General features: G+C 66.5%; 27 protein-coding genes. 15 read left to right on the forward strand and 12 right to left on the reverse strand.

Annotated elements, in window-relative coordinates; genetic code table 11:
* Positions 1-153: 153 nt before the first annotated feature.
* On the reverse strand, positions 154-1,512 hold the full coding sequence (gene aptA / locus AC07ZH_RS10650) for an omega-aminotransferase AptA (RefSeq protein WP_495199704.1): 1,359 nt from the start codon (positions 1,510-1,512) through the stop codon (positions 154-156).
* 91 nt (positions 1,513-1,603) lie between these two features.
* Between aptA and AC07ZH_RS10655 the strand changes: the two genes are divergently transcribed.
* The 8 genes from AC07ZH_RS10655 (at position 1,604) to AC07ZH_RS10690 (ending at position 11,143) form a co-directional block, all read left to right on the forward strand.
* Positions 1,604-2,557 carry a LysR family transcriptional regulator gene (locus AC07ZH_RS10655; RefSeq protein ID WP_495199705.1) on the forward strand — a complete coding sequence of 318 codons (954 nt, stop codon included), beginning with the start codon at positions 1,604-1,606 and terminating at the stop codon, positions 2,555-2,557.
* Between the two features lie 80 nt (positions 2,558-2,637).
* Positions 2,638-2,937, forward strand: a complete 300-nt coding sequence (locus AC07ZH_RS10660; protein WP_495199706.1) for a flagellar basal body protein — start codon at positions 2,638-2,640, stop codon at positions 2,935-2,937.
* A 187-nt stretch (positions 2,938-3,124) separates the two neighbouring features.
* A complete protein-coding gene (locus tag AC07ZH_RS10665) occupies positions 3,125-4,183 on the forward strand; it encodes an SPFH domain-containing protein (protein WP_495199732.1) in 1,059 nt (352 codons plus the stop codon).
* 75 nt (positions 4,184-4,258) lie between these two features.
* Entirely contained in the window at positions 4,259-5,761 is a 1,503-nt protein-coding gene (locus tag AC07ZH_RS10670) for a DUF4178 domain-containing protein (RefSeq protein ID WP_495199707.1), read from the forward strand.
* Between the two features lie 128 nt (positions 5,762-5,889).
* Positions 5,890-6,111 (forward strand): DUF350 domain-containing protein, encoded by a 222-nt coding sequence (locus AC07ZH_RS10675; RefSeq protein WP_119109595.1) that lies wholly within the window; start codon positions 5,890-5,892, stop codon positions 6,109-6,111.
* A gap of 199 nt (positions 6,112-6,310) precedes the next feature.
* Positions 6,311-7,660 carry a chloride channel protein gene (locus tag AC07ZH_RS10680; RefSeq protein WP_495199708.1) on the forward strand — a complete coding sequence of 450 codons (1,350 nt, stop codon included), beginning with the start codon at positions 6,311-6,313 and terminating at the stop codon, positions 7,658-7,660.
* 126 nt (positions 7,661-7,786) lie between these two features.
* Entirely contained in the window at positions 7,787-9,430 is a 1,644-nt protein-coding gene (locus tag AC07ZH_RS10685; protein WP_495199709.1) for a polyamine aminopropyltransferase, read from the forward strand.
* A 6-nt stretch (positions 9,431-9,436) separates the two neighbouring features.
* The gene (locus AC07ZH_RS10690; RefSeq protein WP_495199710.1) at positions 9,437-11,143 is read left to right on the forward strand and encodes an FAD-dependent oxidoreductase; all 1,707 of its coding nucleotides are present in this window, start codon (positions 9,437-9,439) and stop codon (positions 11,141-11,143) included.
* A gap of 35 nt (positions 11,144-11,178) precedes the next feature.
* On the opposite strand, the gene AC07ZH_RS10695 is transcribed toward AC07ZH_RS10690, so the two are convergent.
* Positions 11,179-11,427: a hypothetical protein gene (locus AC07ZH_RS10695; protein ID WP_495199711.1), complete on the reverse strand. Its 249-nt coding sequence runs from the start codon at positions 11,425-11,427 to the stop codon at positions 11,179-11,181.
* A 148-nt stretch (positions 11,428-11,575) separates the two neighbouring features.
* Between AC07ZH_RS10695 and AC07ZH_RS10700 the strand changes: the two genes are divergently transcribed.
* The gene (locus AC07ZH_RS10700) at positions 11,576-12,574 is read left to right on the forward strand and encodes an MDR family oxidoreductase (protein ID WP_495199712.1); all 999 of its coding nucleotides are present in this window, start codon (positions 11,576-11,578) and stop codon (positions 12,572-12,574) included.
* Positions 12,575-12,581: 7 nt separating this feature from the next.
* Here the strand turns inward: AC07ZH_RS10700 and AC07ZH_RS10705 are convergent, their stop codons facing one another.
* From AC07ZH_RS10705 to AC07ZH_RS10725, 5 genes are all read right to left on the reverse strand, one after another.
* Entirely contained in the window at positions 12,582-12,890 is a 309-nt protein-coding gene (locus AC07ZH_RS10705) for a hypothetical protein (RefSeq protein ID WP_495199713.1), read from the reverse strand.
* Positions 12,891-13,114: 224 nt separating this feature from the next.
* Entirely contained in the window at positions 13,115-14,083 is a 969-nt protein-coding gene (locus AC07ZH_RS10710) for an FAD:protein FMN transferase (RefSeq protein WP_495199714.1), read from the reverse strand.
* Entirely contained in the window at positions 14,064-16,277 is a 2,214-nt protein-coding gene (locus AC07ZH_RS10715) for a PepSY domain-containing protein (protein WP_495199715.1), read from the reverse strand. The genes AC07ZH_RS10710 and AC07ZH_RS10715 overlap by 20 nt, the downstream gene beginning before the upstream one ends.
* A gap of 11 nt (positions 16,278-16,288) precedes the next feature.
* A complete protein-coding gene (locus tag AC07ZH_RS10720; RefSeq protein ID WP_495199716.1) occupies positions 16,289-16,765 on the reverse strand; it encodes a DUF2271 domain-containing protein in 477 nt (158 codons plus the stop codon).
* Between the two features lie 20 nt (positions 16,766-16,785).
* Positions 16,786-17,190 carry a PepSY domain-containing protein gene (locus AC07ZH_RS10725; RefSeq protein WP_495199717.1) on the reverse strand — a complete coding sequence of 135 codons (405 nt, stop codon included), beginning with the start codon at positions 17,188-17,190 and terminating at the stop codon, positions 16,786-16,788.
* A gap of 193 nt (positions 17,191-17,383) precedes the next feature.
* Between AC07ZH_RS10725 and AC07ZH_RS10730 the strand changes: the two genes are divergently transcribed.
* The 4 genes from AC07ZH_RS10730 (at position 17,384) to AC07ZH_RS10745 (ending at position 20,457) form a co-directional block, all read left to right on the forward strand.
* Positions 17,384-17,755, forward strand: a complete 372-nt coding sequence (locus AC07ZH_RS10730) for a PepSY domain-containing protein (RefSeq protein WP_495199718.1) — start codon at positions 17,384-17,386, stop codon at positions 17,753-17,755.
* Positions 17,736-18,407, forward strand: coding sequence for a response regulator transcription factor (locus tag AC07ZH_RS10735; protein WP_495199719.1), 672 nt, complete (start codon positions 17,736-17,738; stop codon positions 18,405-18,407). Before AC07ZH_RS10730 ends, AC07ZH_RS10735 begins: the two co-directional genes overlap by 20 nt.
* 47 nt (positions 18,408-18,454) lie before the next feature.
* Positions 18,455-19,774 carry a sensor histidine kinase gene (locus AC07ZH_RS10740; RefSeq protein WP_495199733.1) on the forward strand — a complete coding sequence of 440 codons (1,320 nt, stop codon included), beginning with the start codon at positions 18,455-18,457 and terminating at the stop codon, positions 19,772-19,774.
* A gap of 179 nt (positions 19,775-19,953) precedes the next feature.
* Positions 19,954-20,457 carry a GNAT family N-acetyltransferase gene (locus AC07ZH_RS10745; protein WP_495199720.1) on the forward strand — a complete coding sequence of 168 codons (504 nt, stop codon included), beginning with the start codon at positions 19,954-19,956 and terminating at the stop codon, positions 20,455-20,457.
* Here the strand turns inward: AC07ZH_RS10745 and AC07ZH_RS10750 are convergent, their stop codons facing one another.
* The gene (locus tag AC07ZH_RS10750) at positions 20,458-21,069 is read right to left on the reverse strand and encodes a LysE family translocator (RefSeq protein WP_495199721.1); all 612 of its coding nucleotides are present in this window, start codon (positions 21,067-21,069) and stop codon (positions 20,458-20,460) included.
* Between the two features lie 107 nt (positions 21,070-21,176).
* On the opposite strand from AC07ZH_RS10750, the gene AC07ZH_RS10755 reads away from it, so the two are divergent.
* Together AC07ZH_RS10755 and mnmA are read left to right on the forward strand one after the other, a co-directional pair.
* Entirely contained in the window at positions 21,177-21,665 is a 489-nt protein-coding gene (locus AC07ZH_RS10755; protein WP_119109608.1) for an NUDIX hydrolase, read from the forward strand.
* Positions 21,652-22,791 (forward strand): tRNA 2-thiouridine(34) synthase MnmA, encoded by a 1,140-nt coding sequence (gene mnmA / locus AC07ZH_RS10760; protein ID WP_495199722.1) that lies wholly within the window; start codon positions 21,652-21,654, stop codon positions 22,789-22,791. Before AC07ZH_RS10755 ends, mnmA begins: the two co-directional genes overlap by 14 nt.
* A gap of 15 nt (positions 22,792-22,806) precedes the next feature.
* Here the strand turns inward: mnmA and AC07ZH_RS10765 are convergent, their stop codons facing one another.
* The 4 genes from AC07ZH_RS10765 to cydB all read right to left on the reverse strand — a co-directional run bounded on the left by AC07ZH_RS10765 (position 22,807) and on the right by cydB (position 25,054).
* Positions 22,807-23,271, reverse strand: a complete 465-nt coding sequence (locus AC07ZH_RS10765; RefSeq protein ID WP_119109610.1) for a PaaI family thioesterase — start codon at positions 23,269-23,271, stop codon at positions 22,807-22,809.
* Between the two features lie 172 nt (positions 23,272-23,443).
* Positions 23,444-23,758: a cyd operon YbgE family protein gene (locus AC07ZH_RS10770; RefSeq protein WP_495199723.1), complete on the reverse strand. Its 315-nt coding sequence runs from the start codon at positions 23,756-23,758 to the stop codon at positions 23,444-23,446.
* A 1-nt stretch (position 23,759) separates the two neighbouring features.
* Positions 23,760-23,876: a cytochrome bd-I oxidase subunit CydX gene (gene cydX / locus AC07ZH_RS10775; RefSeq protein WP_119109612.1), complete on the reverse strand. Its 117-nt coding sequence runs from the start codon at positions 23,874-23,876 to the stop codon at positions 23,760-23,762.
* Positions 23,877-23,917: 41 nt separating this feature from the next.
* The gene (cydB, locus tag AC07ZH_RS10780) at positions 23,918-25,054 is read right to left on the reverse strand and encodes a cytochrome d ubiquinol oxidase subunit II (RefSeq protein ID WP_495199724.1); all 1,137 of its coding nucleotides are present in this window, start codon (positions 25,052-25,054) and stop codon (positions 23,918-23,920) included.
* Positions 25,055-25,137: the final 83 nt, after the last annotated feature.

The following is a 25,137-nucleotide window of genomic DNA, read 5'->3' on the forward strand; positions in this document are numbered from 1 at the left end:
CGCAATCCGCGCTGGCGCAGCGTCAGCTCCGTCCCCACGTCCGCAAGGGCTGCGGCAGCACAGCCAAAGTTTCAAACAAAATTAGCCCTCAGCGCTTATTGAATAAGCGCCATCAGCTATTTATATGATAGCAAATAGCCCGCGAGACAAGCCTCAGGCCGTCTCGGCCAGCGCATCCCCCAGCGCATTCACCAGGCGCTCGATCTCGGCCTTCTCGCTGATGAACGGCGGCGCCAGCTGGATGGTGTCGCCGCCGTAGCGCACGTAGAAGCCTTTCTTCCAGCACGCCATGGCAATCTCGTACGGGCGGCGCGCCGGCTCACCCGGCAGCGCGGCGATGGTGAAGCCCGCCGCCAGGCCGTAGTTGCGGATGTCGGCCACATGCTTGGCGCCTTTGAGGCTGTGGACTGCCTGCTCGAAGTGCGGCAGCAAGGCTTTCACACGGCCGGGCATGTCTTCCTTTTGCAGGATTTCGAGGGCGGCGAGGCCGGCAGCGCAGGCCACCGGGTGCGCCGAATAGGTGTAGCCGTGGGGGAACTCGACCAGGTATTCCGCGCCGCCCTGCGCCATGAAGGTGTCGTAGATGTCCTTGCTGGCCACCACGCCGCCCATAGGCTGGGCACCGTTGGTCACCTGTTTGGCGAAGTTGAGGATATCGGGCGTGACGCCAAAAGCCTCGGACCCTGTCCAGGTGCCGCAGCGGCCAAAGGCGGTGATGACTTCATCAAAGATCAGCAGGATATTGTTCTGCGTGCAGATCTCGCGGATGCGCTCCAGGTAGCCCTTGGGCGGTATCACCACGCCAGCCGAACCCGAGAAGGGCTCGACGATGACGGCAGCGATATTGCTCGCGTCGTGCAGGGCAATCACGTCGAGCAGTTTGTCCGCCAGTGCACGGCCACCTTCCTCCGCCATGCCTTTCTGGAAGGTGCCGGCAGGTGGCTGGGTGTGCGGCAGGTGGTCCGCCTCGATGCCCTGGCCAAACGTCTTGCGGTTGCCACCGATACCCCCCACCGAAATGCCACCAAAGTTCACGCCGTGGTAGCCCTTTTCGCGGCCGATGAGACGTGTCTTGGTGCCCTGGCCCTTGGCGCGCCAGTAGGCGCGGGCCATTTTCAGCGAGGTGTCGGCTGATTCCGAGCCCGAGCCGGTGAAGAAGACGTAGTCGAGGCCTGCGGGCGTGAGTTCCTTGATCTTGTTGGCCAGCGCGAACGAGGCCGGGTGGCCGAACTGGAAGGCCGGGGCATAGTCCAGGTTCAGCGCCGCCTTGCCCACGGCCTCGGCGATTTCACGCCGGCCGTGGCCCAGGCCGGTGCACCACAGGCCGGAGAGGCCGTCAAAAATCTTGCGGCCGTCGGTGTCGGTGTAGTAGGCCCCGCTGGCACTGGCCACCATGCGCGGTGCGGCTTTGAAGTTGCGGTTGGCGGTAAACGGCATCCAGTGCGCGTCGAGCCAGGCGGCGTCCATGCGCGGTGCGGCTTCAAGGGCCTGGTCGATAGGCACAAAACTCATGGCGGTCTCCAGAAGGACGGAACGATGCGCCATTGTTCTCGCGGGTGTTAATCTCTCAAATCAACAAATGTCACTGTTTACTTGAAGATTTATGCAAGTAATTCCCCCCGCCTCTTCGGCGCGGCCCCGCGCCATGCTGGGGCAATTGGCCGATATGGACCTGCGCTTGCTGCGGCTGTTCAAGAGCGTGGTCGAGTGCGGTGGGCTCGCCGCAGCCGAGCTCGAACTCAACATCGGCACCAGCACGGTCAGCCGCCACCTGAAAGATCTGGAAACCCGCCTCGGTTTGGGGCTGTGCCGGCGCGGCCGGGCCGGCTTTGCGCTGACGCTGGAAGGCCAGCGGGTGTACGACGAAACGCTGCGCCTGCTCGCTGGCGTGGACGCGTTTCGAAGCAGCATCGACGACATCCACCACCGCATGGGCGGGCAGCTCGACGTGGCGGTGTTCGACAAGACCGCCAGCAACCCGCAGGCGCATATCGATACGGCCATTGCCTTGTTCGCTGACCGCGCCCCCGAGGTGGCGCTGAACCTGCATGTGGGCGGCATGCCTGCCATCGAACGCGGGCTGATGGATGGGCGCTTTCAGGTGGGCATCCTGCCCACGCACCGCAGCTCGCAAAGCCTGGTCTACGAAACACTGTTTGGCGAAGACATGCGGCTCTACGCGGGCGCCAGCCACCCGCTGTTTGCCGCCGACCACGCCGCGCTGGATTGGGACGCCCTGCGCACCTGGCCCTTTGCCGGCCTGGGCTACCACTCGCCCAACATGGAGCTCGGCCACCGCGAGCGCCTGCCGCGCAAGGCGACGGGGTTTGACCAGGAGTCGATTGCCACGCTGATTCTCTCGGGCCGCTACCTGGGCTTTCTGCCCGACCACTACGCGGAAGCCTTTGAGCGGCGTGGGCACATGCGCGCGATTCGGCCCGAGCTGTTTTTCTACCGCTGCGAGTTCGTCAGCGTGCTGCGCCGCTCGCCCCCGCCCGCGCGCGCCGCACAAGCGTTTGCGCAGTGCCTGCGCGACGCCCACGGCCCTCAGGCATAGCGCACAGCGGCGGGGCGCTTGCCGACTTCGCAGCAGCGGCGGACAATCGCCAGACCCGCCACGGTTCAAGGAGTTTCCCCATGTCCAGCCTCAACGCCATTGCCTCCTCCGGTCTTTCCGCCGCCCGGATGCGGCTGGACGCCTCGGCCGGCAACGTGGCCAACATGAACACGCCCGGCTACCGCGCCCAGCGTGTCGTGCAACAGGCCGCTCCCGAGGGCGGCGTCGATGCCAGCGTTCAGCGCGCCAATGCGGAAGGTGTCTCGCTGGAGCAAGAAGTCGTGGACCAGCTCGCCGCCAAACAGGATTTCATGGCCAACGTACAGACCCTGCGCACCGCAGACGCGGTGATGGGCGCACTCCTCGACGTTCAGGCCTGACCAGCCCTTCCCGCGGGCGCCAAGCGCGCTATTGACCAGCGATCCAACGCAGCGGCTGCGCGCTTGGCGGCGCGTTTCTGCGCCTTCCGTCACGCTCTCTTGGGATGGGGCAGCGAAAAAGCGCCAAAACCCCACCCCCGTTGCTATCATGGCCGCCACCCTTTTTGCCCACCCACGGGAGCAGCACATGGCCCTTATGGATTTCATCAAGAAACAGTTCATCGATGTCATCGAATGGACCGAGGACGGCGACGGCACGCTGGCCTGGCGCTTTCCGATGCGGGACATGGAGATCCAGAACGGCGGCGTGCTGGTGGTGCGCGAATCGCAAATGGCGGTTTTCGTCAACGAAGGCCAGGTGGCCGACGTGTTTGGCGCTGGCACGCACAAGCTGACCACGCAGACGCTGCCGCTGCTGACCAACCTGAAGAACTGGGACAAATTGTTCCAGTCGCCCTTCAAGAGCGACGTCTACTTCTTCAGCACGCGCCAGCAGATCGACCAGAAATGGGGCACGCCCCAACCCATCACCATCCGCGACAAGGATTTTGGCGCGGTGCGGCTGCGCGCGTTTGGCAACTACGCCTACCGCATCGCCGACCCCAAGGCGTTCTATACCGAAATCTCGGGCACCCGCGCGGTCTACCCGGTGGGCGACCTCGAAGGGCAGTTGCGCGGCCTGGTGCTGCAAAACATCAGCAACGCCATTGCCGCCAGCGGCGTGCCGTTCCTGGACCTGGCCGCCAACCAGGTCATGTTTGCCGACGCACTGACCAAGGAGCTGACGCCCGCCTTTGAAAGGCTCGGTCTCAAGCTCGAGAGCCTGACGGTGCAGAACCTCTCGCTCCCCGAAGAGCTGCAAAAAATCCTGGACCAGAAAATCGGCATGGGCATGGTCGGCAACGACATGGGCAAGTTCATGCAGTACCAGACGGCGCAAGCCATCCCCAAGTTTGCCGAGGGAGCCGGCAGCGGTGGCGGCGGCATTGCCGGCGACGCCATGGGCCTGGGCGCCGGCGTGGCGCTCGGCCAGGTGATGGCGCAGAACCTTGCTGCCGGCCTGCAGGGCAGCGGCAATGCGCCCCAGCCGCACGCGGCCGCTGCGGCAGAAGCACCCGCAGTGGGCGTCAAGCCCGAAGACGTGATGGCGACGCTGGAAAAGCTCGGCGAACTCAAGTCCAAGGGCATCCTGACGCAGGAAGAATTCGACAGCAAGAAGGCCGAGCTGTTGAAGAAATTGGTCTGATTGCTATTTATTAAATAGCTGCTAGCGCATACTGCATATGCGCTAGAGGCCAAAAACACCTGAAATTTATCGCGGATGGCCACCGAACCCACACCGCCCACCCAGCGCGCCTACCGCGCGCCCTGCCCTGGCTGCGGCGCGCCGGTGGAGTTCAAGAGCGCGCAGTCAAGCTACGCCGTCTGCCCGTATTGCCAGAGCACGGTGGTGCGCAATGGCGAGGTGCTGTCCCGCATCGGCAAGATGGCCGAGCTGTTCGACGACCACAGCCCGCTGCAGCTCATGGCCAGCGGGCGCATCGTGCTCGATGGCAAAGAGCAGCCCTTCACGCTGATCGGCCGGCTGCAGTACAAGAGCGCCGCCGGCGTCTGGACCGAGTGGACCGCCTTCCTGCAAGACGGCGAGCTGGCCACCCTCTCGGAAGACAACGGCGCCTATGTCTTCACCCGCTCCGCCAGCGTGCAGCAGGCGCTGCCCGACGTGGCCGCGCTGCGCCCGGGCGCCAGCGTCAGCCTCGATGGCAAGGCCTACAGCGTCGCCTACACCGGCCAGGCGCAGCTCATCGCCGCCGAGGGCGAGCTGCCCAAGTTGCCGCCGCTCGGCCAACTGTTCGACCTGATCGAGCTGCGCAGCAGCGACGGCGAGGTGCTCTCCATCGACACCAGCCGCCAGCCGCCCGCGGTGGACCGGGGCCGCGCCGTGCTGCTCGACGACCTGAAGCTCCAGGGCCTCAAGGACGAATCGGTCAAGGAGGAAAAAGGGCGCCAGTTCAACTGCCCCCATTGCGGCTCGCCGGTGCAGGTGCAACTGAGCACCAGCAAGAGCATCACCTGCCCCTCGTGCAAAAGCCTCATTTCGCTGGACAGCGGCGTCGGCGCCGAGCTCAGCTTTGCCGAGCAGGACGAGCCCGTGCGCCCCATCATCCCGCTGGGCGCCAAGGGCCAGTTGCAAGGCGTGCACTGGCAGGTGGTGGGCTTTCAGCACCGCATGGGGCAGGAGCCGGGCGATGATGAACAGTTCGGCTGGAGCGAGTACCTGCTCTACAACCAGAAGCGCGGTTTCTCTTTTCTGGTGGACAGCAGCGACGGCTGGAGCCTGGTCAGCCCGACCACCGGCGCCCCGCAGATGGTGCAAAACGGCCGTAGCGCCAGTTACCTGGGCACCACCTACCAATTGCAGTCGGCCTACGAGGCCGAAACCACCTACGTGCTGGGCGAGTTCTATTGGAAAGTCGAGCGCGGCCAGCGCACCAGCAACCGCGATTTCGCCAGCAGCAAAGGCCTGTTGTCGCTGGAAAAAACGCCCAGCGAAGTGACCTGGTCGGCCGGCGACAAACTGGCAAGCGATACGGTGGCAGAAGCCTTTGGCCTCAAGGACAAGGCCGATCTGCTCAAGCGAGACGACCCCGGCCCGTTCGTGGCGGCCAAAAGCATAGGCTGCGGTACGCTGTTCATCATCGCCATCGTGGTCATCATCCTGCTCGTGCTGATGTCGAACTGCTCGGGTTCACCCAGCGGCGGCGGCTATCGCAGCTCAGGCGGCTCGTACGGCGGCTTTTCCACCGGCGGCGGACACAAATAATTCGGTTTCTCAATCAATCGAGTACGCGAAGGCGAAGCGCAGACAGTACAGGCGTACTGGCGAAGCGAAGCCGACAAAGTAATCGTTTGATTTAGAAATCGAACAACCCCAGCGAAGGAGATCACACCATGCCCGCAATCGAATGGCTTCGGCCCGCAGCCATCCTTGGCTCCATCCTCTACGCGCTGATTGGCGTCGTCATCTTCTGGCTGTGCTTCGTCATCGTCGACAAGATCACGCCCTACGACCTGTGGCGCGAAATCGTCGAAAAGCAGAACCGCGCACTGGGCATGGTGGTGGCGGCCATGTGCCTGGGCATCAGCATCATCGTGGCCGCTGCGATCCACTGATTCCATTTCTCAATCAAACGATTACTTTGTCGGCTTCGCCTTCGCGTACTCGATTGATTGAGAAACCGAATGAGCGCCTGCGCCGCCCGCAGGCCCGTTGCGGCCTGGCCTGGGCCGACACCGGGCGATTGAACGGTGCCCGCGCCCACGCGGGAGAAAATACGGCCTCTTGCCAAACGACAGATCGGCCCTCTTCTCCATGCGCGTCAATTACATCGAACCCGCCATCATGCTGGCCACCATCTTGCGGTGGCTTCTCCTGGCCAGCATCACCGGGGCGATCGTGGGAACCGGGGTCAGCTTCTTTCTGCAGGCGCTTTTTTTCCTCTCGGAGCACACCGCCCACGTCTCGCTGTGGACACAGATGGCGCTGCTGCCGCTGGCGGGCATCTTGAACGGGCTGCTCCTGCACTACGGCTACCGGGAGCCCGGCAGCTACGCGCGCGATTCGGTCATCAGCGCCATCCACCTGCGCTCGGGCGCCATGTCGCACAAGACGATCCTCATCAAGCCCCTGGCGGCGCTGATCACGCTGGCGCTCGGCGGCTCAGCCGGCAAGGAGGGGCCGTGCTCGCACATCGGCGGCACGCTGGCCTCGTGGTTTGGCCAGCGGATGCGGCTCGACCCCGAGATGCAAAAACGCCTGGTCGCCTGCGGCGTGAGCGCCGGCTTTGCCGCCGTGTTCGGCACACCGCTGGCCGGCGCCATCTACGGCATTGAAATGCTGGTCATCGGGCGCGTGCGCCACGACTTCATCTTCCCGGCCGTAATCGCCGCCATCACGGCGTTCGAGGTGGGGAAGTATTGGGGCATGGCGTACGACTACTTCCCGGTCGTCACCTCGTCGGATTTCTCTTCCTTTCTGGCAATCCGCATCACGCTCATCGGCATCCTCTGCGGGCTGGTGTCCTGGTTGTTTATTGAGTTGCTGAACCGCACCCGCTACGGGTTCATCGCGCTGCAACGGCGCTTTCACATCTGGCAGCCCCTTATGCCGTTGATCGGCGGGCTGGTGCTGGCGGCGCTGATTCTGGTGATTCCCACCGACTACCTGGGCCTGAGCCTGCCGCTAATGAACGATGCGCTGCAGGGCAAGGACATCGCCTTCTGGGGCTTTCTGTGGAAGTCGCTGCTGGTCGCCATCACGCTGGGCTCGGGGTTTTACGGCGGCATCGTCACCCCGCAGTTCGTCATTGGCGCCATGGCGGGCAGCGCCTTTGCCCATCTGCTGGGCGTCAACCCAGCGCTGGGCGCCGCCGTGGGCATGGTGGCCGTGGTGGCCGCCGCGTCCAACACGCCCATCGCCGCCGTGCTGATGGGCTTCGAGCTGTTCGGCAACTCCGCCGGGCCGTACTTCGCCACTGCCTGCGTCACGGCTTACATCGTGGTCGGCCACCGCAGCGTGTACTCGGGCCAGCTGCTGGGCTACTCCAAATCGCTCTGGGTGCGCTCCACCCCGGACGCGCCGCTGGAGCCCGGAAAAATCCACATCTCCTACAGCCTGCTGCGCCGGCTGGGTTACTTCCGCAGCAACCGGTGGCGCAGGTAGGGCGCGGCGTTCTGCATCGCCATATTTTTCAACCCATAGACCGTTTGCGCTTATAAACAGGCGATATAAAGCTATGAAAACTGTAGTGCAACAATTCTCTGACGCTGTCGGCGGCTTCCCTGTGCCATGACACAGGCCAGCACATCCGCCGCGCAGAGGCCCACGGCCCGCAGCCCCCGCCCGATCGACATCGCCCTTCTCGCCAGCGTCTTCATCGTCGCGGCCTGCGGGCTGCTCTACGAGCTGGCAGCGGGGGCGCTCGCGTCGTACCTGCTGGGCGACTCGGTGCTGCAGTTTTCGACCATCATCGGCACCTATATGTTCGCCATGGGCGTGGGCTCGTGGCTGTCGCGCTATTTCGAGCGCCAGTTGCCGGCGCATTTCCTGCGCATTGAGTTGATGGTGGCGCTGGTGGGCGGCTCGCTGCCAGCGGCGCTGTTCCTGGCGAATGCGTACACACCGGGGTCATTCCACTTCCTGCTCTACGGCCTGGTGCTGGTGGTGGGGATGCTCGTCGGGCTGGAGATTCCGCTGGTCATGCGCATCCTGAAGCGCAACGTGGCGCTCAAGGATCTGGTCTCGCAGGTGCTGACCTTCGACTACCTGGGCGCGCTGGCGGTGTCGCTGGCGTTCCCTATTTTTCTGGTACCCCATTTGGGGCTGATTCGCACCGGCCTGCTGTTTGGCCTGCTCAACGCGCTGGTGGCGGTGTGGGCGCTGTGGCTGTTTCGCTGGGAACTGCGGCGCTTTCGCACGCATGCCCTGGCCTGCGCCGGCGTGATCGCACTGCTGGCCGCGGGCCTGTGGGGGTCCGAGCAGATCACGCACTTTGCCGAGGACAAGTTCTACCAGGACCGCATTGTCTTTGCCGTGCAGTCACCCTACCAGCGCATCGTGGTGACCAACGGCAAGCTGGGCCACCGGCTGTTTCTGAACGGCAATTTGCAGTTCGCCGAGCACGACGAGTACCGCTACCACGAGGCCCTGGTGCACCCGGCCATGTCCGCGCAGGGCGCACCCAAACGCGTGGTGGTGCTGGGCGGGGGCGACGGCATGGCGGTGCGTGAGATCCTTAAATACCCGTCGGTGGAATCGGTCACGCTGGTCGAGCTGGACCCGGCGATGACGAAGCTCTTCACCGACAACCCCACGCTGGCCGGGTTGAACCACCATTCGCTGTCGGACCCGCGCGTGCATATCGTCAACGAAGATGCTTTTCAGTGGCTGCAGCAGGGTGTGGATTCGCCGCCGGGCCGCCCCAAGGCGAATCGCACCCCCTCGGGGGGCAGCGAACCACGCGCAGCGGGGAGCGTGGGGGCCGACAGTTTCTTCGACGTGATGGTGGTGGATTTCCCCGACCCGACCAACTTCGCCATCGGCAAGCTCTACACCAACAGCTTTTATGCGCTGCTGGAAAAGCACCTGTCGGCCAGCGGCTACGCCGTCATCCAGACCACCTCGCCGCTGGTGGCGCGGCAGAGTTTCTGGACGGTGGTGCAGACGGTGGAATCGGTCGGCCTCATCGCCACGCCGTACCACGTGCATGTGCCCAGTTTTGGCGAATGGGGCTTTACGCTGGCCAGCCACCGGCCCTGGCGCATGCCCACCACGCTGCCGCCCGGCATGCGGTTTTTGTCCATCCCCACGGTGCCGCTGATGTTCGACTTTCCGCTCGACATGGCGCGCGTGCCGGCCGAGGTGAACCGCTTGTCGAACCAGGTGCTGGTGAACACCTACGAGCGCGAGTGGGGCGTAGTCGCTACGCATTGAGCCGCCATGCAACGCCGCACGTTTCTCACCGCTGCCGCCACTGCGGCCACGGCCGTGCTGTCGCCCGGCTGCTCGCAGGCGCCTGCGCCACTCGTCGGCGGCTTTGCCGGCATTGACATGGCGCGCGGCCATGCGCTGCGCGACCTGTTGGCGCGCGGCAGCCTGCCGGCGCCGGCTGTGCAGCGCCGCACCCGCGTGCTGATTGCCGGCGGCGGCATCGCCGGGCTGGCCGCTGCGCGCGCGCTGCGGCTGGCGGGGGTGAACGACTTTGCCCTGCTGGAGCTCGAAGACAGCGCCGGCGGCAACAGCCGCGCCGGCAGCGTGCTCGGGCGTGCCTGCCCGCACGGCGCGCACTACCTGCCCGTGCCCGGCGACAGCGCGCCCGAGGTGCAAAACCTGCTCGAAGAACTCGGCCTGCGCCAGCGCGTGGCCGGGCGCTGGCGCTACGACGAATTCACGCTCTGCCACAGCCCGCAAGAGCGCCTGTACTGGCAGGGCCACTGGCACGCCGGCCTGCTGCCGGTGGACGGCGTGGCACCGCGCACACTGGCCCAGTACCGGCTGTTTGCACAGCGCATCCGCACGCTCTCGCGCGCTGCGGCGTTTGCCATGCCCACCTTTTCCGATTGGGGCGAAAACAAGGCTGTAGCGCCCATTGCACTTGCGCTGGATGCTATTACTTTTGATACGTGGCTGGGGGGCGAGGGCCTGGACGACCCGCACCTGCGCTGGTACCTCAACTACTGCTGCCGCGACGACTACGGCGCCGGCAGCGCCAGCGTATCGGCCTGGGCCGGCATCCACTACTTCGCCAGCCGGCACGGCTTTGCGGCGCCGGGCGAGGGTGGCGAGGGCGCCGCAGACGACGACAGCGATGGCCTGCTCACCTGGCCCGAAGGCAATGGCTTCCTGGTGCGCAAGCTGGCCGAGCCCCTGGCGCCGGGCCAGCAACTGCGCACGGGCCACAGCGTGCTCCGCATCGCCGAGCAGCGCCATGGCGTGCAGGTCGATGCGCTGGAGCACGCCAGCGGCCAGGTGGTGCGCTGGCAGGCCGACCAGTGCGTGGTGGCGCTGCCGGTGTTCATCGCGGCGCGCGTGGTGCAGAACCCGCCGCAGTTCCTGCGCGCCGCCGCCGCGCAATTGGCCTGGGCGCCCTGGGTGGTGACCAACATTGCCACCAACGCGCCGCTCACCGACCGCCCCGGCGCCGCCCCGGCCTGGGACAACGTGCTCTACACCGAGGCCACGCCGGGCGGGCTCGGCTACGTGGACGCCGGCCACCAGCGGCTCGGCCTGGGCGAGCTGCTCACCGCGCCCACCGTGCTCACTTACTACGAGGCGCTGGGCGACGTGCCGGGCGCCCGCGCGCAGCTGGCACGCGCGCCCTGGCAGCACTGGGCCGAGGCGGCTGTAGCCGGGCTCTGCGGCCCACACCCGGATTTGCGCGAGCGCGTGGAGCGCGTCGAAGTCACGCGCTACGGCCACGCCATGGCGATCCCGCGCCCTGGCGGGCTCAAAACTTTAAGCAAAATTGGCACGCAGGGCAATGTGGACAAGCGCATGCAGCTATCGAATGGAGAGCGCCAGCGCCCCTTGCCGACGCCTGCCACCGCACGCCTGGCGTTTGCCCACGCCGATTGGTCGGGCTATTCGGTGTTCGAGGAAGCGTTCACCCGCGGGCACGGCGCGGGGCTGCGGGCGGCGGCCGGCTGAACAAAAACAGACCAGCGAACAGGCGAACCAGCGGTTTATCCGCCCCACTCCCACCACACGCCGGCGCACAGCGCCACGCCCACCGCATACAGCACCCAGGTCTGCGAGACCGCATAGGGATACAGCATCAGCCCCCAACTCAGCCAGCGCAGGTTGCGCTGCTGCGAGCGCTTGCCACGCCAGTAGGCCGCCATGCCAATGGTGCCAAACAGGATCGCCCCCACGATGTAGGCGGGGCTGGGCAGTTCCAGACCCAGGGATTGCAGGGCAGAGAGGGTTTCCATGGCACAGAGGTCGAGCGGTAGCCGCGCACTATCCCACACTGCGGCCAGGCACACCCTGCGGCCCGACCGAGCGTGCGGTGGCTGTCGTGCAGGCGGCACGCAGCGGGCGTGGCGAGGGTTAGCATGGTCTCTTTTGCAGAGGCTTCCCATGTCCGACACTTTTACCGCCCTGGTCATCGAAGAGCACGAGGGCAAGGCGCGCAGCGTTTTCCAGCAACTCACCCTGGCCGACCTGCCCGATGACGACGTGCTGGTCGAGGTGCAGTACTCGGCCCTGAACTACAAGGACGGTCTGGCGCTGTCCGGCAACCGCAACAAGGTCGCGCGCAGCCTGCCCATGGTGGGCGGCATCGACCTGGCGGGCACGGTGGTCGAGTCGCGTTCGCCTCTGTGGAAGGCGGGCGACCGGGTGGTGCTCAACGGCTTTGGCCTGTCCGAGACGCACTGGGGTGGGTTCACGCGCTTCCAACGCGTCAAGGCCGAATGGCTGGTGCGCCTGCCGGACGCCTTTACGCCGCTGCAGGCCATGGCCATCGGCACGGCCGGCTACACCGCCGCGCTGTGCGTGGATATGCTCGAGCGCTGGGGCCACGCCCAACCTGGCAAGGGTCAGGTGCTGGTGACGGGCGCCGCCGGCGGCGTGGGATCGGTGGCGGTCAGCCTGCTGGCCAAGCGCGGCTACCACGTCACGGCCTCTACCGGCCGGCCCGACACGCACGACTACCTTCGCGGCCTGGGTGCCAGCGCCTTCATCGACCGCGCCAGCCTGCAAGGCCCGGTGCGCCCGCTGCAGCGCGAGACCTGGGCCGGCGCGGTGGATTCGGTGGGCAGCACCACGCTGGCCAATGTGCTGGCGCAAATGGAATACGGCGCGGGGGCTGCCGCCTGCGGCTTGGCTGGCGGCATGGACCTGCCGGCCACGGTGCTGCCGCACATCCTGCGCAGCGTGGCGCTGCTGGGGGTCGATTCGGTGATGGCGCCCATGCCAGCGCGCCACTCGGCCTGGCAGCGTTTGGCGCGCGATCTGGACCTGAAGCATCTGGACGCCATCACCACCGTCGAGCCCATGAGCCGCTTGCCCGAATTGGCCGGCGCCATTCTGGCGGGGCAGGTGCGCGGGCGCGTGGTGATCGACGTGGCGCGCTGAGCGCTGCTCAGCGCTGTGCCGCGGCGATCCAGCGCAAGCCCGTGCCGGAACTGTAGTAATAGTCCCCTTGCGGACTGATGGCGAGGGCGCGGGACGCTGCCGGATCCGTGAAATAGCGCCACCCATAGCCCGGCGCATCGCTGGGGGCGCTGTGGACGACCGCCTGCATGCCTTGGCCATCCCCGTCTGTGGTGCGCATGTCCGTGGCCGGCTGGCGGTCGTGTTTCCGGTGGTGTTGGTGATCTCCGGCCAGAAGCGGGGGGCTGATGGCGGCGGTCAGCAGAGCGATCGAGGCGAGAAGTGTGGTCCGTTGCATGGTGGTCTCCTTTGCGTAGGTGCCCAGTCCTTGGCGACTGTGGACCCAGTCTGCGCCGGCCCCCATGAATCGCTGCTGAACGGCCTGTTGTGCTGCCGTTCATGCAAATCTCTGCGGCGCTCATTCCGTTTCTCAATCAATCGAGTACGCGAAGGTGAAGCGCAGACAGTACAGGCGTACGACAAGCGAAGCCGACAAAGTAATCGTTTGATTTAGAAATGGAATCAGGAGGCGGCGAACCGCCCCAGCCCCAGCTCCACCAAGCCTGCGGGGCGGCGCAGCAGAAACAGGGCTTCCAGCCCCCTGCGCTGCGCCAGGGCAAGGCCTTCGCCCGGGCCGGCCACCAGCAGGGCGGTGGCCCAGGCGTCCGCCTCCATGCAGGTGCGTGCCAGCACGGTGACCGAGGCGACGGCGTTGTTCACCGGCGCGGCGCGGCGTGCGTCCATGGTGTGCGCGAGGTGCGCGTCGCCGACTTTCAGGTAGTGCCGGTAGTCGCCCGAGGTGGCCACGGCCAGGTCTTCGAGCTCGATGACGCCGCGCGCCGCGCGGCGTCCAACGTCAGGAGATTCGAGCGCCACGGCCCAGGGCACGCCACTGGCCTGGCCGCCCACGGCGCGCAGCTCGCCATCGAGCGCCGCGAGCGCATGGCGCACGCCATGCTGCTGCAGCACGGCGGCCATGCGGTCCACCGCATAGCCCTTGGCAATGCCGCACAGATCGAGCTGCACGGGGGCGCGCTTGCGGACGCGGCCTGCGGGGCGGTCGAGCTCCAGGCCCTTGTGCATCGGGATGGGCACGGCCTGGCGCGCGGCCTGGATCGCCGCGGCGTCAGGCGCGTCGCGTACCGCGCCAAAACCCCAGGCATCGACCAGCGCGCCGACGCAGGGGTCAAACGCGCCAGCGCTTTGGCGGTGGATGTCCATGGCGCAGGCCAGCACCTCCAGCATTTCAGGCGGCAGGTCCACCCAGGTGTCCACGGGTGCGCGGTTCAGGCGCACCAGATCGCTCTCCGGCTTCCAGGGCGACATCTGCGTGTCCACCTGCTGCACCGCAAAGGCCAGGTCTTGGCGCAGGGCCTCCTGGTTCACAGCACCATCGGCGTCCACGCTGGCGGACCAGCGCGTTCCCATGGTCGGGCCGTGCAGCGCAATCCGCGTGCAGGGCGCGGCAGTCTCAGAAGACGTCTTCGGCATAGCGCTCTTTGGCCTTGAGCTGCGCCACGCTCAGCTTCAGTGGCGCCAGGATGGCATCCACCGCCTCGGCCACGCCCTTGGCCATGGCGCGGCTGCCGCAGACGCGCACCAGGGCGCCCTGGGCCAGCAGTGCGCGCAGGCGCTCGGCGTCGCGGCGCAGGGCGTCCTGCACATAACCGCCGCCCTCGGGCACGCGCGAGAACACCGTCTGCACACTCGCCAGCCGCCCTTCACCCAGCCATTGCCCGATCTCGGTGCCAAAGTAAAAGTCCTGCGCCGGGTCGCGCCCCCCAAAGTACAGGTGCATGGGGGTGTGCCGGTCGTTGCGGCGGATGAAGCCAGCCAGGGGCGCCACCCCCGTGCCCGCCCCGATCAATAGCACGGGCCGGCGCGTGCGCGGCAGCGCAAAGCCGGGGTTGGAGCGAATGAAGGCGGCAATGCTGTCCCCCCTCTGCAAGCCCAGCAAATGCGTGGAGCACAGCCCCCCCGGCAGCAGGCGCACGCAGATTTCCAGAAACCCGTCCTTCCAGCCCGACGCCAGCGAGTAAAAGCGCGGCACGGCCGAACCCGGCGGCACGATGCCCACCAGATCGCCCGCCGCAAAGTGCGCCAGGCCATGGCCCCGAAGTGCCCCCCCGCCCTGCGCGGGCCAGGCAAAGCGCAGGATCGCCGTGGGTTCGTCGCTGTGCTCGCGGTAGTTCTGGCGCGCCACGAGCGTGAGCGCGGTGGTGGGCGGCACGCGCGGCACATAGTCGAGCACCAGGGGCTCACCCAGTGCGCGCGCCAGGGCGTCGCCCCAGCGCGCGAACTGCTGGGCCGATTGCTGGTGGATGCATTCGAGCGGCAGCAGCGCGGGCCAACCCTGTGCACGCAGCGTTTTCTCCAGCGCCTCGGCAAAGGCGCAGAAGGCCGGGTACTGGCGGTCGCCAAAGCCCAGCACCGTCACGGGCACGGCGCTGGCACTGAGCTTTGCCATGCGCTCCAGCGCGTCTTTGGCGTGTGCCGGGGCCTGGCCCTCGCCATAGGTGGCGGCGAGCACGAAGACCTGCCGCGTGGCGGGCGTGGTCTGGAAATGCTCCAAAGCGCTGGTGTGCACGCGGTGGCCGCTCTGGGCCAGCGCATCCTGCAGCGCCTGGGCAAATCCCCACGTGCTGCCGCCTTCGCTGGCGACGAAAATGAGCACGTCGGCGCGCGCCAGCGGGCTGTTGTCGGTGATGTGCGGCGCCTGGCGGCGCGCCTGCCACCACATGACCACGCCCGACCACCAGAACAGCAGCACGCTGGCGCCCACGAGGGCGAGCACCACGGCCCAGGGCCAGGCCCCTTCGCCGGTGTGCAGCACCAGCGCCCAGTCGTAGAGGCGCTGCGCCAGGGTAAGGTCTTGCCAGGCCAGCGTCTGCCCTGAATAGCGATCGATCCAGCCTTCGCCCTGACGGGTGGCGACCGTCCAAGTGTCTTGCGGGTCGGCTGCGTCCGGGAAATTCAGTTTGCGCAAATCTCGCACAGCGAGGCTTTGCAGCATAGGAAGCTGCGCCCCAGGCAGTGCTTGCAGAGCGGTCTGTCCGGTGGTGACAGAAATCACATCCGGCTCGGTCCCGGCATCCAGCGCCACCAATCCCAGGGTCGAGGCGCTCATCGTCAGCGCGGTGAGGGAGGTCAGGCACAGCACCGCCAGCACCACCCGGCCCGCCACCACGTGGATGCGCTGCGCCAGCGAGCCCCGCACCCGCGCGGCCAGGCGCCGCCAGCCGCCCATGCGGCGCAGCAGCAGCACCAGGGCCGAGACGCAGATCAAGGCCATGGCCAGCGCAATGCCCGCCGCGCCCCAGCGCCCGGCGTCGCCCAGGAGCAGCGAGCGGTGCAGGTTCTTCACCCAGCGCGGCAGCGCCGAAGGCTCCCAGGCGCCCAGCACCTTGCCATCTGCCGCATCCACGTAGTGCGCCTGCGCCTGGTCGCCGACAAAGCCGAACACCACGATGGCGCCCGAGGGCAGGTGGCGGATTTCTTCTGCGCCCGGGACGGTGCGTGCCACGCGCTCCACCAGCGTCGCTACCGACAGGTCGCCCGGTGCCGCAGGTGCCTGCCACGATTGCTGCACCGGGTCGAACGCCAGAAGGGCGCCGCTAAGGCCCAGCACCAGCGCCAGAGTACCCGCCGTCAAACCCAGCCAGCGGTGAATGGCTTTCCAACCCATGCGCACGCCCTTTACTGCAGTTGGAAGGTCAGCGACTGGAGGTACTGCTTGCCAGCCTGTGGCTTGCCGGCGTTGCCGGTCGTCAGCGGTACGCGGATTTCCGACGGGCTGTCGCGCATGTCTTCCACGGCAGCATCGATGTGGATTTCATAGCCCGCGTCAATCAGGGCATCGGCCAGGTTGGCCGTCACCTTGAGCGTGCGCCCCGCGCCCACGCTGGCACCGGTGACGCCGTTCAGGCGCTTGGCGTCACCGCTGGAGAGCCGGTTCCAGTCGGACAGGTGCTTGTAGTACTTGGCCTTGCCGCCAGCCACCCACAGCGTGCCGGCATACGCCCCTTTGGCGTCGGTCAGGTAGGCGGCCAGGTAGGCACCGTCGCCGCCGTAGTTTTTGAGCTGGGCGGTCAGCGTGACCTGGCGGCTGTGCGCCAGGGCGGGAACGGCCAGCGCACAGGCGGCGGCCAAGGTGGTCAAAAGAGGTTTGGACATCGTGATGCTCCAGTGGGTGGTTACTCGATCTGGCCGCGCGGGGCGGTACCAGGGGTGAACAGTGGCGAAGGCGCATCAGCGCCACCCGATTGCGGCGCTGCATGGTCGCGATCGCGATCGCGGTTGCGCTCGTGGGAACGCTGGCGATCCCCTTGCTTCATCTTCAACACCTTCAGGGTTTCCGGGTCGATCTTGGCCTTGAAGCTGCGGCCTTGGGCGTCCGTGCCGTGAATTTCGTAGCAGCCATCGTCGATTTTGAGTCGCTGAATCTGCCAGCCCTGCTGGGCCGCCATCTGGCGCACGGCCTCGCGCGACTGCCAGCGGTTGACCGGCGCATCGCAGTCGTCATCGGCCAAGGTCGGCAGGGCGACCAGGCCCAGGGCCAGGGCCAGCAGCCCACAACGGAAACGGGGATGGGCGCGCATGGCAATACTCCTGGTGCAGAGGGTTGGGGTTGGCAGACTGCATGCTTGCCGCACCTGCCGGTCGGTACATTTCATTGTGGGCGGCTGTGGCCGTTCGCTTGTTGATGCAGCGCATTCTGGAGAACCCACCTTGAACGCATGCTGAAAGACGCATTCATCCTCCGTTCATCGCCCCAAGGGTAAAAACCGGCCCATGGCCTCCTGCACCACGCAACCCTTTCGCCGCCTGATGCTGCACAGCCTGGCCCTGTGTCTGCTCGGCGCCGGGCCGGTGCTGCACGCCGATGAGCGTGAGCATGGTGACCATGAGCTGGCGCGCCAGGCGCTCGAACAAGGCCGGGTGCTGCCTTTGCGGGCCGTGTTGGAAAAAATCGAACGCGATTACCAGGGCCAGGCGCTCAAGGTAGAGTTCGAGCAGGACGGCGGCCGCTTCCTCTACGAAATCCGATTGCTGCAGAACGATGGCCGCATCGTCAAGCTCAAGGTCGATGCCGTCGATGGCAAGGTGCTGGAGATCCAGCGCAAGGACCACGGAAAGGACAGGGATGCGCATCCTCGTCGTTGAAGATGAACCCACGCTGTGCGACCAACTGGTGCGCGCCATCACGGCCGCAGGGCACACGGTGGAAAGTGCCAGCGACGGCGTCAACGCCCATTACCTGGGCGACGTAGAGGATTTCGACGCCGTGGTGCTGGACCTGGGCCTGCCCGCACTCGATGGCTTGTCGGTGCTGCGCCGCTGGCGTGCGGCGGGGCGCACCATGCCGGTCCTTATCCTCACGGCGCGCAGCGCCTGGCATGAAAAAGTGGCCGGCATGGATGCCGGCGCGGACGACTACCTGGCCAAACCTTTTCACATGGAGGAGTTGCTGGCGCGCCTGCGGGCCCTGCTGCGGCGACTGGGTGAGCACACCAGCGCGCAATGGCAATGCGGGGCCATCTTGCTCGACACACGCCAGGCCCGCGTGCTGGTGGACGGCCTGCCCCTGCAACTGACCAGCCATGAATTCAAGCTGCTGTCGCTGCTCATGCAGCGCAAGGGCGAAGTGCTTTCGCGCACCGAACTGTCCGAGCACCTCTACCCGCAAGACGCCGACCGCGATTCCAACACCATCGAAGTCTTCGTCGGCCGCCTGCGCAAGAAGCTGCCCGCCGGCAGCATCGAAACCGTGCGGGGCCTGGGCTACCGCTTGGTTGACGTGGGCCACGCGGTGTGAGAACGGGCTCGCTGCGCCTGCGCCTGCTGGCCGGCACGCTGGCCTGGATGCTGCTGGCCATTGTCCTGGTGGGCTGGGGCCTGCGCGGCCTGTTTCAGGACCACGTCACCCAACAATTGCAGGCGCAGTTGGTGATGCAGCTCGACCATTTGAGCGCTTCCGTCGATTGGGTCCCACCCGGCCACGTCACGATCAGCCCCATGGCAGCAGACCCACGCCTGGCACAGCCCTTGTCGGGCCTGTACTGGCAGATTGACCGGCTGGGCGCGGCACCCCAGGCGGGCGTGGCGCGCTCGCGCTCGCTGTGGGACCAGGTGCTGCGCTTGCCCGATGCGCCAGCGTCCTACCCGGCTGGCGGCTACAGCGTTCTGCCACTGCAGGACGCCCAGGGCCACGCCTTGCTGGCCGTGGCACGCACCCTGCAACTGCCCGAGGACGATGCGCCACTGCTGCGCCTGGTGGTGGCGGGCGACAAAGCCCTGCTGGCCGAACCCCTGCAGCGCTTCACCCGCATGCTGCTCATCGCCCTGGGCCTGCTGGCGCTGGGCCTGGCGCTTGCCGTGGCGGTGCAATTGCAATTGGCACTGCGGCCGCTGCAGCTCCTGCGCGCGCGCCTGGCCGCCGTGCGCAGCGGCGCCGCCGGGCAGCTCGAAGGCAGCTTTCCCCAAGAGCTGCAGCCGCTGGTCAACGAATTCAACCACGTGCTGCGCGAGAACGCCGACATGGTGCAGCGCGCCCGCACCCAGGCCGGCAACCTGGCCCATGCCGTGCACACGCCGCTGTCCATCCTGGCCAATGCCGCCGCGCAAGAACGCAGCCCGCTGGCGCTGCTGGTGCAAGAGCAGGTGGCCAGCGCACGCCGCCAGGTCGATTACCACCTGGCCCGTGCGCGCGCCGCCGCCGCCGTACGCGCCACCGGCCTGCGCACCCCGGTGCTGCCGCCGCTACGCGCGCTGCTGCGCACCATGCAGCGCCTGCATACGGAGCGGCATCTAGCGTTTGAACTCGCGCCCCAGGCGCAGGACGGGGCCTTTCGCGGCGAGGAGCAGGACCTGTACGAACTGCTGGGCAACCTGATCGACAACGCCGGCAAATCGGCGCGCCAACGCGTGGTGGTCGATGTGCAATCGTCGCAGGGGCAGCTGTGCTTCACCGTCGATGACGATGGCCCTGGCATTCCCGAGGAAGAGCGCGAGCACATGTTCGAGCGCGGCGTACAGCTCGACGAGCAGCGGCCCGGCTCCGGCCTGGGCCTGGACATCGTGCGCGCGCTGGCCGAGACCTACGGCGGCAGCGTGCAGGCCCTGGCCTCGCCCCTGGGCGGTGCCCGCCTGCGGCTGTGCCTGCCCATGGCCGCTGACGCGTAGGCGCGATGGCCAGGGTATGCAGAGCTTCGTCCGAATTGGTTTGAATTTTGAATAGAACCATGCTCCATGGCATGCCTGATAAGCGCTGCAAGCTATCTATCTAATAGCATTCTCCAGCCAATGCCAGACCCGAAAGCGCTTACCGCGCCAGCCGCCAAACCCCTGCCACCCCACCGAGAATGACCGCCGTCCCCCGCCCTCTCACCCTGCAAGACCTGCCCGGCCTGCTGGCGGTGCAGCGCGCCTGCTATGGCGCTGGCTATATCGAAAGTGCCTCGGTTTATGCACGCCGCCTCGCCAGTCCAGCGCAATGCTCATGGGTAATCGAGCAGGCAGGCCGCATCTGCGCCTACCTTGCCGCCTATGGCTCGGCCCAGGGCAAAGTGACACCGCTGCATGGCGATTTCGAGGCTGCGGATTCGCCCGACACGCTGTACCTGCACGACATGGCCGTCTTGCCTGAATTTTCCGGGCAGGGCCTGGCGCAGGCACTGCTGGCGCCGTTGTGGCGCAGCGCGGTGGCGCGTGGCCTCACCCGCTCGGCGCTGGTGGCGGTACAGGGCTCGCAAGGCTTCTGGGAGCGGCGCGGCTATGCCATTGGCCCGTTGCAAGATCTGGAGCAACGCCGACGTCTCGCCGCTTATGGCCAAGGCGCTGTGTACATGTTGCGGACGCTCAATTGATCAACGCGTCATCGGCAGCGCCACACCCATGGCCGCAAAGGCACCGCCACAGACGCGGTTGAAGCGCTTGCCATAGCGCTCCAGCACCGGGCGAATGCGGTGCGCCATACGGGCGAGCAGCACTTCCACGCCACACTCGATCACCGCAAACGTGCCTGCCATGACCACGAACTGCAGCCACAGGCTGCGCGCCGGGTCAAGAAACTGGGGCAGAAAGGCGCCGTAGAACAGCAGCGCCTTGGGGTTGGACACCGCTGCAAAAAGCCCCTGGCGAAACAACTGGCTGCGGCGCGGAAACGGTGTGTCCGCACTGGGGTTGAGCTGTAGCGGCGGCGCGCGCCAGAGCTGGATGCCCAGCCACACCAGGTACGCGCCACCGACCCACTTGAGCACCAGCAGCGCGCTGGCGGACGCCTGGAGCAGCGCACCAATGCCCAGCATGGACAGCGCGATCACCGCCACAAAGCCCACGGCGCCGCCCGCCACGCTCCAGCGCGTGCGGCGGTGGCCGTGCAGGGCGCCATTGGTCAGCGCCAGGAGGCTGTTGGGTCCGGGCGTGAGCGAGAGGCCCACCGCCGCGACGAGATAGATCAACCAGGTATGCCAGGCCACAAATCACCTCCTGCCACGCCGTGCAAGCGGGCGCGTGCTGTCAGTATAGAAAGCCCTGCTGCGGGTGGTCAAAAACGCGGGTTCAGCCAGTTCAGGATAATCCTGCCATGCCCAATCGCTGGAAACCCAACGTCACCGTCGCTGCCATCATCGAGCAGGACGGGCGCTTCATGCTGGTCGAAGAAGAAACCGCCGACGGACTGAAGCTGAACAACCCTGCCGGCCACCTCGACCCCGGCGAATCCCCTGTGGACGCCTGCGCGCGCGAGGCGCTGGAAGAAACCGCGCACGACTTCACGCCCACGGCCCTGGTCGGCATCTACCTCAACCGCTTCACGCGCACGCGCTCCGGCGACGACATCACCTACCTGCGCTTTGCCTTCACCGGCACGCTGGGCGCGCACCACGCCTGGCGAGCGCTCGACGACGGCATCGTGCGCACTGTGTGGCTCACGCTCGATGAACTGCGTGCCACGCAGGAGCGCCACCGCAGCCCGCTGGTGCTGCAGTGCATCACCGACTACCTGGCCGGCAGGCGCTACGCGCTCGAACTGGTACACACCGACGCCAGCGTACTGAACCATGTCGCTGCCTGAACCGACTGGCCGGCGCCAGCGCATCGTTGTCGGCCTCTCGGGCGGGGTGGATTCGGCCGTCACCGCCTGGCTGCTCAAATCCATGGGGCACGAGGTGGTCGGCATCTTCATGAAGAATTGGGAAGACGACGACGACAGCGAATACTGCTCGTCCAACGTCGATTTCGTCGATGCCGCCGCTGTGGCCGACGTGATCGGCATCGAGATCGAGCACGTCAACTTTGCCGCCGAATACAAGGACCGCGTGTTCGCCGAGTTCCTGCGCGAATACCAGGCCGGCCGCACGCCCAACCCCGATGTGCTGTGCAACGCCGAGATCAAGTTCAAGGCCTTCCTGGACCACGCCATGCGCCTGGGCGCCGAGAAAATCGCCACGGGCCATTACGCACGGGTGCGCCAGAGCAGCGACACCGGCCTGTTCGAACTGCTTAAAGGCGTAGACGCTACCAAGGACCAGAGCTACTTCTTGCACCGCCTAACCCAGGCGCAGCTTGCCAAGACATTGTTCCCGGTGGGCGAGCTGCGCAAGACCGTCGTGCGCCGTATTGCCGCCGACATCGGCCTGCCGAACGCCAAAAAGAAAGACTCGACCGGCATCTGTTTCATTGGCGAGCGGCCGTTTCGCGAGTTTCTCAACCGCTACATCGCACACGCGCCTGGCCCCATCCAGGACGAACGCGGCCGCACGCTGGGCAAGCATGTGGGCCTCTCGTTCTACACCCTGGGCCAGCGCCAGGGCCTGGGCATTGGTGGCGTGAAGGAAAAGGGCGCCCAGCGCGGAGCGGGCGAGCACGCACCCTGGTTCGTGGCGCGCAAGGAGCTGGACAAGAACACCTTGCGCGTGGTGCAGGGACACGACCACCCTTGGCTGCTGTCGCACCAACTGGCCGCGCAGGACGTGAGCTGGTGCGCAGGCCACGCCCCCGTGCCGGGAGCCTACACGGCCAAGACGCGCTACCGCCAGCAGGACGCAGCCTGCACCCTGGAGGCGCTGCCCGACGGTTTTGCACTGCGCTTCCCCGAAGCCCAGTGGGCTGTGACGCCGGGGCAAAGCGCCGTGATCTACGACGGTGAGGTCTGCCTGGGCGGCGGGGTGATTCAGAGCGCGACAGTGCACACGCCCTGAACCAGCACCTCGCGCTCAGCGCGGTGTGCCGAAATCCTCAGGCATTTGCACCGCGACCACCTCGCCGCGTGCGGTGACTACGCCGTTGGCGCTCACGGTCGTCTCCACCACCACCTTGCGGCCCTTGATTTCCTTGACGCGTCCGCGGATCTCCAGCTCCACGATGGGCGTAGGTTTCTTGAAATCCACATGCAGCGAGCCGGTCACGAAGCGGAATGCGGGCTGCGAGCTCATCTCGCGGCCCTCGCTGCGGTACATCGCGGCGGCGGCCGTGCCGGTGCTGTGGCAGTCGATCAGCGAGGCAATCAGGCCACCATAGGCAAAGCCCGGCACCGAGGTTTCCCAGGCCTGCGGGGTATAGCGGGTCACCGTTTCATCGCCCTCCCAGAAGGTGCGAATACGGTGGCCGTGCTGGTTTTGGCTACCGCAGCCATAGCAGTGCGAGACGTTTTCGGGGTAATAGTCTTGAAAGGCTTTCATGGGTTCTCTTGGGTTTGCAAATAGGTCACATGGTTTGCGCCGCGTAGCTGCAGCCGTGCACGCCGGCATCGGTGTTGACACTGTGGTTGGCCATCTGTGCAAAGCGTGACCCCACGCACACGGCACCCGTGCCGCTGCGGGGCATGCACAGCGCAAGCGGTACAACAGCGGCTCAGCCGCCCCAGCGCAGCCAAGCGGCGAGCAGCAGCGCAAAGGTGCAGGCCCAGCCCGAGAACAGCCAGCGCCAGAGCGCCCACCGCGGAACAAAGCCGACGCCGCGCACCAGGCCTGCGCTCATGGCCCAGAACAGTGCCAAGGCCAGGGCGTGGTCTGCCTTGCCCTGCGCATCGGCCAGCAGCAGCGGGTACACGCTGCCCACCAGCATGATGGCCAGCGCAGCCAGCAGGCTGGGCAGGTGCACGCGGCTGGTGCTTGGGCGGTCAGCGCGTGGCGGCAGCGCCGGCTCCTCGGAGGTCGGGGCTGCCATATCACCCGTCCCGCCCGAGCGAGGCCCTGCGCGCCTCTTCGTTCTCGCCCCACAGGGCATTGAGAATGGCCAGCAAGACCGCAAAGCCGATGCCAAGCATCCAGGCGAAATACCACATGGTTCAGGCTCCTTGTTGTGCGTCAGGGTGATGCACCGGGATCAATAAGCGCCGTGTTCGTTCTCGCGGATGTAGGCCGCAGTGACCTTGCCGCGCATCACGCTGTAGGCCCATGAGGTGTAGAGCACGATCAGCGGCATGAGGATCAGGGTGGCCCAGAACATGATGCCCAGCGTGAGGTGGCTGGAAACGCTGTCCCACACGGTGAGGCTGGCGGCGGGCATGGTGCTCGAGGGCATGACAAAGGGAAACATCGAGGCGCCCGCCGTACCGATCACGCCCACGATCGCCAGCGACGATGCGACAAAGGCGGTCAGCGTGCGGCGCGCCCGCAACAGCCCGGCCGCAGCCAGGGCGCCCACGATGCCCAGGGCCGGCAGCAGCCACAGCAGCGGCTGTATGGCGTAGTTGGCCATCCAGGCGCCCGTCTCAAGCACCACCGTCTTGCCCAGGGGGTTGGGCAGGGCGGACGGATCGACCACCGAGCTGATGCGAAAGCCCGGAATCCATTGCAGCCAGACACCGGCGGCCACAAAGCCGGCCACCATCACCAGCGCTGCGCCGCCCGCAGCCTTGACCGCACGTGCCTGGATTACACCTTCGGTGCGATGCGCCAGATAGGCCCCGCCTTGCAGGGTGAGCATGGCGCTGCTGACCACGCCCACGAGCAGGGCAAACGGGTTGAGCAGTTGCCAAAAATTCCCGGTGTAGGTGGAGACCAGCAGGGAATCGAACTGGAACGGCACCCCCTGGAGCAGGTTGCCAAAAGCCACGCCAAAAATCACCGGAGGAACGAAGCCGCCAACGAACAAGCCCCAATCCCAGGTGCTTCGCCAGGTGGTGTTCTGGATCTTGCTGCGGTAGGTGAAGCCCACAGGGCGGAAAAACAGGGCCCACAACGCGGCCATCATGGCCCAATAAAAACCACTGAAGGCGGTGGCATAGACCAGCGGCCAAGCCGCAAAGAGGGCCCCGCCCGCTGTGACGAACCAGACCTGGTTGCCCTCCCAGTGGGCACCGACGGTGTTGATCACGGTGCGCCGCTCGATATCGCTGCGGCCCACAAAAGGCAGCAGCGTGCCGACGCCCATGTCGTGGCCGTCCATGATGGCAAAGCCCACCAGCAGCACGCCCACCAGCAGCCACCAGATGATTTTGAGGGTTCCGTAGTCAAACATGGTCAAGACTCCTGCCAAGCCATCCCGAGGGCGGCTTGCACTCTCTCGGAGGGCTGCGAACGAAGATGGGAGCGCGGGTTCAT

The sequence above is a fragment of the Simplicispira sp. GW247-4R2A genome, assembly GCF_059424465.1.